The sequence below is a fragment of the Okeania sp. SIO2F5 genome, assembly GCF_010692685.1.
Taxonomy (GTDB): Bacteria; Cyanobacteriota; Cyanobacteriia; order Cyanobacteriales; family Microcoleaceae; genus Okeania; species Okeania hirsuta.
Genome location: NZ_JAAHGU010000102.1, coordinates 21,059 through 27,058 on the forward strand (window position 1 = coordinate 21,059; position 6,000 = coordinate 27,058).

4 protein-coding genes are annotated in these 6,000 nt (G+C 34.5%); 3 read left to right on the forward strand and 1 reads right to left on the reverse strand.

The annotated features are described in order from the left end of the window. The first annotated feature begins 848 nt into the window (after positions 1 to 848). From F6K27_RS23990 to F6K27_RS24000, 3 genes are all read left to right on the forward strand, one after another. A complete protein-coding gene (locus F6K27_RS23990) occupies positions 849 to 1,469 on the forward strand; it encodes a Crp/Fnr family transcriptional regulator (RefSeq protein WP_124146415.1) in 621 nt (206 codons plus the stop codon). Positions 1,470 to 2,013: 544 nt separating this feature from the next. Then, positions 2,014 to 2,940, forward strand: coding sequence for an AraC family transcriptional regulator (locus F6K27_RS23995; RefSeq protein ID WP_124146412.1), 927 nt, complete (start codon positions 2,014 to 2,016; stop codon positions 2,938 to 2,940). A gap of 393 nt (positions 2,941 to 3,333) precedes the next feature. Continuing rightward, positions 3,334 to 5,028 (forward strand): PP2C family protein-serine/threonine phosphatase, encoded by a 1,695-nt coding sequence (locus F6K27_RS24000; RefSeq protein ID WP_287278738.1) that lies wholly within the window; start codon positions 3,334 to 3,336, stop codon positions 5,026 to 5,028. A 253-nt stretch (positions 5,029 to 5,281) separates the two neighbouring features. Here F6K27_RS24000 and F6K27_RS24005 read toward each other — a convergent pair whose 3' ends face one another. Then, on the reverse strand, positions 5,282 to 5,500 hold the full coding sequence (locus F6K27_RS24005) for an NfeD family protein (RefSeq protein WP_287278740.1): 219 nt from the start codon (positions 5,498 to 5,500) through the stop codon (positions 5,282 to 5,284). Positions 5,501 to 6,000 lie beyond the last annotated feature (500 nt).

Here is a 6,000-nt window from a genome sequence, read left to right on the forward strand (position 1 = left end):
AACATGATATTAAACCCATAAGGGAAAAGTCCAGTAGTGGACTATAGCGCTGTATGCAGGCAACAGCTCCGGAAGGCAACAGCTCCGGAAGGGGGAATAAAAAGCTGATAAGATCAAACTTTTAGCTATTGGACAATTCCTACAATTTGTAAATATGCCAGCGCACATTGCTATAGAAACAAAAATCTATTGCAAAGTTTTAGCTGTGTCAGTCCACTACTTAATCTTTTGTTGACAAACAGTCTCTAATATCAAATCCGGGGGAATTGGACATCAAAAAATTATCCAATCGTCATAACTACTAAATCTTTGTGATTCTCTCTCCTCCTGACTCAGTCCTCCTGACTCGGTCTTCCTCGCTTCAAAAGATTTTATACTGATGCTACCGGATTTGATATAACTGATAACTGAATTGACCTTATTTCCTATTCGAGAATAACAGTTATTTGTGGGTATTCAACTAGACACAATATTAAGAACTATATCAAAAGCTTTGACTTTAATATCAAAGTTAAATTAATGATGAGAAACAAATAAATTAATAATGAGAATTTGATTAATAGTATATAAATTGCTTCTAAACTGGCAATAATTAATAACTTATTTGAATGAAAGCTAATATACTTGACTGAGCATTCTGTTATTGCTAGGGTAGTTATATAAACAAAAAATAACCATCAATTATCAATTTATAGAAGTTTGGATCGGATTGTCCACAACTGGAAAATACCCTGTTATGACATTCTTTAATAAACTTCTAATGCTGAAATTTGTGTGATTTTCTTTGTTGTTTCTGGAATAATCGTTCCAAAAAAACTGATAAATCTCACTCGATAGGAGAAGCAAAAGTGCCGACGAAGCTCTTAGATATAGATATCCTTCCTTCTGATTTACGTCAAACGATCGCCAAGCGAGAGTTGTCAGAAGAGCAAAAACTATTCTGGCAGGGAGACTCAGCTCAAGCAGTCTTTATTGTCAAAACTGGGCGACTTAAAATAGTGCGCTACAAAAGTTGTGGAACAATAGTTAGGTTATGTACTGCTACAGCAGGAGATATTTTAGCCGAGACAACACTTTTTTCTAGCAGATATACCAATACAGCGATCGCAGAAACAGCCTCACAAGTAATGGTTTATCCGAAGAAACATTTTTTAGCAGCTTTGCATAGCTATCCCGACCTAGCTCAAGATTTCATGGCAATTTTAGTCAGAAAAAATCAATGCCTACAACACCATCTAGAATTACGGGATATCAAGACTGCCCACGAACGAGTGCTTCAATATTTATGCCAGATAGCTAGACTTTCTAACCAGACATCTGTCAATTTAGATAGACCTCTCAAAGAAATAGCTGCTGAGTTAGGGTTGACCCCAGAAACTCTATCTCGTGCCCTCAAACGCTTAGAAAGAGATGGTCTGATTAGTCGCTCTCAACGTGCGATCGTCCTACATAATTATTCTATTGCTTGATGATAATCAATCCATTCTTGTATTGAAATGAACTTCATATTTAATTAATTTTATGTACTATATGGCAATTAGCACTCAGTGTATTGCTAATACAAAGCTAAAGTCAATTCAGTTAACCTCTGATATCAAATCCGGTTAATACTTAATTATATAGTTGGGAGTAGGGGAGTGGGGGAGTGAGGGAGTAGGGAAGATTGAATATTCAAGTAATTATAGAATTATCAACATATATTATATAACCAGATTCTATATTACAGAGGAACTGCGTTATCAGTACTTTACTGGAATAGGAAGGCAAAATTATCAATCTTCAGGACTTACGCACTGACAATAGATATGGGATTTTGGTGTGTTAGCGGTAACGTAACACACCCTACTAATAGCACTGTAATAGGGAGACAAAATTATCAATCTTTTCGATCACTATTTTCTCAGCCACCAATATAAGGAAAGGGTGCGGACATATCAAAAGCTTAAAACTTAGACAACGCAAAATTCTTCCTTCTTTCTTCTTCTGCTATACAAAAAATCACAAGCAAAAAACATGATACTACAATCTAATGTAATTCCTCAATCATCAAAAATACCAGACCAACCAGAATCTAGGAAACTATTGATATCAAGTAAACAGAATAATTGGCAAGGTATTCTGCTACAACGTCTATACTATTCCGCAGCAGAAAGTAAATTTTCCTTACCTGCTATACCAGAAGAACTACTGATAATTCACTTAGACTATCCTTGTCACATAGAGCGATCGCTAAAAGGAAAATACGACCGGGGGAGAATAGTGCCTGGAGATATAACTGTTGTGCCAAGTGGAGAACTTTCCCAGTGGCATATTCAAGGAAACCCAGACTTGTTATACATATATTTAGCACCTTCGCTCATGGAAAAAGTTGCTAATGAAGTTGTAGAAGTAGACGCCCAGCGAATTGAACTCGTAGACAGATTTACTCTGCGCGATCCATTTATTCGTCAGGTCGGGTTGCTGTTACTAGGGGAACTAGAATCAGGAGGAGTAGCAGGTAGGTTATATGCAGAGTCATTAGCATATTCATTAACAGTTCACTTAGTCCGCGAATATTCCACTATGAGTTTAGAAGTTAATGAGTACCGAGGAGGATTATCAAAATATAGACTTCGCCAAGCAATTGAATATATTAATGAACATTTAGACCGAGATTTAAAACTAACTAGAATTGCTGCTGTAGTTGGTATGAGTCAATATCATTTTTCCCGGTTATTCAAGCAATCAATGGGTATTACTCCCTATCAATATGTGATTCACCAAAGAGTAGAACTGGCAAAAAAATTATTGAAACAGCAAAATATCAGCATTACAGAAATTGCTTTTCAATGTGGTTTTTCTCATCAAAGTCACTTAACTAAAATATTTCATCAACTTACAGGTACTACTCCAAAACAATACAAAAATCAAGTTATATCATGTCCGGTTGAATACTTATAACGACGGAGGAGTCAAGAGTCATTCCTCAGGAGTCAGGAGATAAGAAAGAAGCAATAAGAAAGAATAAAGAGGAGGAAAAGGAGAAAGTTTTTTATCACTAATTATCCGGACATGATATTATTTAAAGTAGATTTGATCGTGAATAAATTTGTACAGTTTCAGAGAGAAAAATTAAATTTTTGTATACATAAAATCACAATAATTGTTAAAAAAAATATATAAAGAACATAATTTATAGTGAGTATTTTTAGATATAGCGTTTCTCAAGTTAATAAGGTACAGTTGTTTTTCTTCTTTTCTACTCCCTACTCCCTACTCCCTAAAATCAATGAATAAAGTATGAGATTTTAGAGTAAAGCAGTCAAATAATATATATAATAAAGGGCAGAATATATGTTATCAAAGAATTCAAGTTATCAAACCGAAATTGAGATGAAAAAAAATCAACAGAATAGCAAACTATCTAGTATTCAAAAGTTAGCTCAGTCAATTAATGACCGACTAAAATCAAAATTGTCTCGTCGTGTAGTGTTATGTGTTTTTACTAGCATTATTGTCATTGAAGCTATTCTTTTAATCCCTTCTCTCAAGAGAAGAGAAAAAGAACTTCTATCTCAAATTAAGCAAATGTCTTCTGGGAAAGTTGCTTGGATTTTAATTACCTATCCTAATGCTTCACATACAGAGCTTGTCAATCATTTATCAGAACTTATGCAACATCATCCTACCATTTTAGGAGGTGCTGTTTATGATACTAACAAACAAAAAGTAGGTACATTTGGTGAGTCTCCAGAATTGTCACTTTCTGAAGTAAATAATTCCAAAAAACTCTTCTTTTCCACCAGTAGTAATGTTTATCGTTATGATGACTTAATTTGGTATGGAAAAGATATGCAAACAGACTATAGTATTATTATTCGCCATGATTGTTCTAATCTAAAACCAGAATTACTGGCTTATATTTCTCGAATTATTGGTTTAGTTATTATCATATCTCTGTTTTTGACAATTACAGTTTGGCTATGTTTAGAACCAATTATAATTAATCCTATTCTACTATTAAGAAGCGATTTGAATCAAGCAGGAGAAGCAATATATAATGATCGAGAACCACCTGCATTTAGCTCAATTTCTCTCCAAAGAGAAGATGAATTAGGAGAAGTAATTAATGCCTTTGAATTAATGTTTATGAAAATTTCTGAGGCGATTAGTGAGCGGAAAAAAGCTGAAGCAGCTTTACAGGAAAGTCTAGAAAAAGTAAAAACTTATTCTCAAGCTCTCAATTATGAATTAGAGCAAGGTCATCAGATGCAAAAAAATTTTCTGCCTGCTCAAATTTCGCAACAAAATGGTTGGGAAATTGCGAGTTTCTTTCAACCAGCTAGACAAGTTGCTGGTGATTTTTATGATGTATTTGAACTTTCTAATCATACCGTAGGATTAGTAATTGCTGATGTTTGTGATAAAGGAGTAGGAGCAGCATTATTTATGAGTTTGTTCCGCAGCTTAATTAGAGTTTTTTCTGGTCAAAATTATTTTGAAGAAATGAATGAGGATTTAGGAAGTGAAAAAGATAAGTTGTATTTAGATAGAGGTCTAGCTACTGAAGATTGCTATCATGCTTTGAAAGCTGTATGTTTGACTAATAATTATATTGCGAAAAATCATGGCGAAGTGGGAATGTTTGCCACACTTTTCTTTGGGGTTTTAGACATAAATAATGGTAAAATTACTTATATTAATGGTGGTCATGAACCACTATTTATTATTAGTGCTACAGGAGAAATCAAGGAGGAGTTAAATTCTACAGGTCCAGCAGTTGGAATGTTGCCCGATATGAAATTTAAAATTGAACAAACTCACTTAGAAGTTGGTGAAATTTTGTTGGGTTACACAGACGGAGTACCAGAAGCTCGTAATGGTAAAGGTGAATTTTTTACCAATGAAAAATTGCGGTTACTTGTGGAGAAAAAAGCAGCTTCGGCGGAAGGTTTACTCAAAGAAATATCTACTAGTGTTTTAAATCATACTGGTAGTGCCACACAGTTTGATGATATTACTTTATTGGCTGTACAACGACAAGTTTAATAACAAGTCTGATAAATATTTGCTACAAATAAATAGGTGATTTTTTAGGAGTCAGGAATCAGAATGAATGGCTTTAATACCAGTTTTTAGGTCAGAAATTCTCTTTTTGTCAAAGGAACATCAGCCAAATTGTATTTTTGACAATTAGCACCCTAGGAGCGCATTAATTATTCTGATGTTTACTTCCCCTCTCAGGAGCAGTAGGAGTGAGTTCCCTCTTAGTAGGGACCTAACTCCCCACACCCCCCCACTCCTAAAAAGGGCGTACTAATAATGTAATTCCCTGACGACCGATAACTGCAACTTCTTCACCAGGTTCAAGAGTCATGCTGTAACCTCTAAAAAGCATAGCAGGCCAATATGTAGCTTTGAATTTAACTCTTCCAGGTTCATCAAAAGTAATCTTTTCATCGACTACACCAACTTGAGGTTTAGAAAACATTTTGAGAGTATTATTACTAAATTTCTGCATTACTATTCTTCCTTTATTCCTTAAATTTGAGTCAGTATTAAATTTTTTAATGCCCCCATAGTTAGAAAATCTTGAAAAGCTTAAATACTTAATTTTCGTCCTTAAAATAGTAGTACATATTACTGATGCAGTTTTCCGGAGGTTATTTAATTTGCAGTTCTAATAATTTTTGTAGATATATAGGGGAACAGGGAATAGAGGAATGTCCGCGTCATATTTGCGTAGTGCTATAAAACTCAGACAACGCAAAATTTTTCCTTCTTCCCTCTTCCCTCTTCCCTCTTCCCTCTTCCCTATTCCTTAACTTAAGAATGAGGTTAGCCAAACAAAACCAAAGAACAATTTAACTCTTTCAAAACCTCAATGGTTCTGTTTCATTGTCGCCAGAGAAAAATATTGAGGAGTACAAGTTTGGCCATGTTATCAAGTATTTCATGGTTTTTTCCCGAAATTATCACTCTTAAACAGAAAAAATTGTTACGGAGTCAGTCGCGATCGCA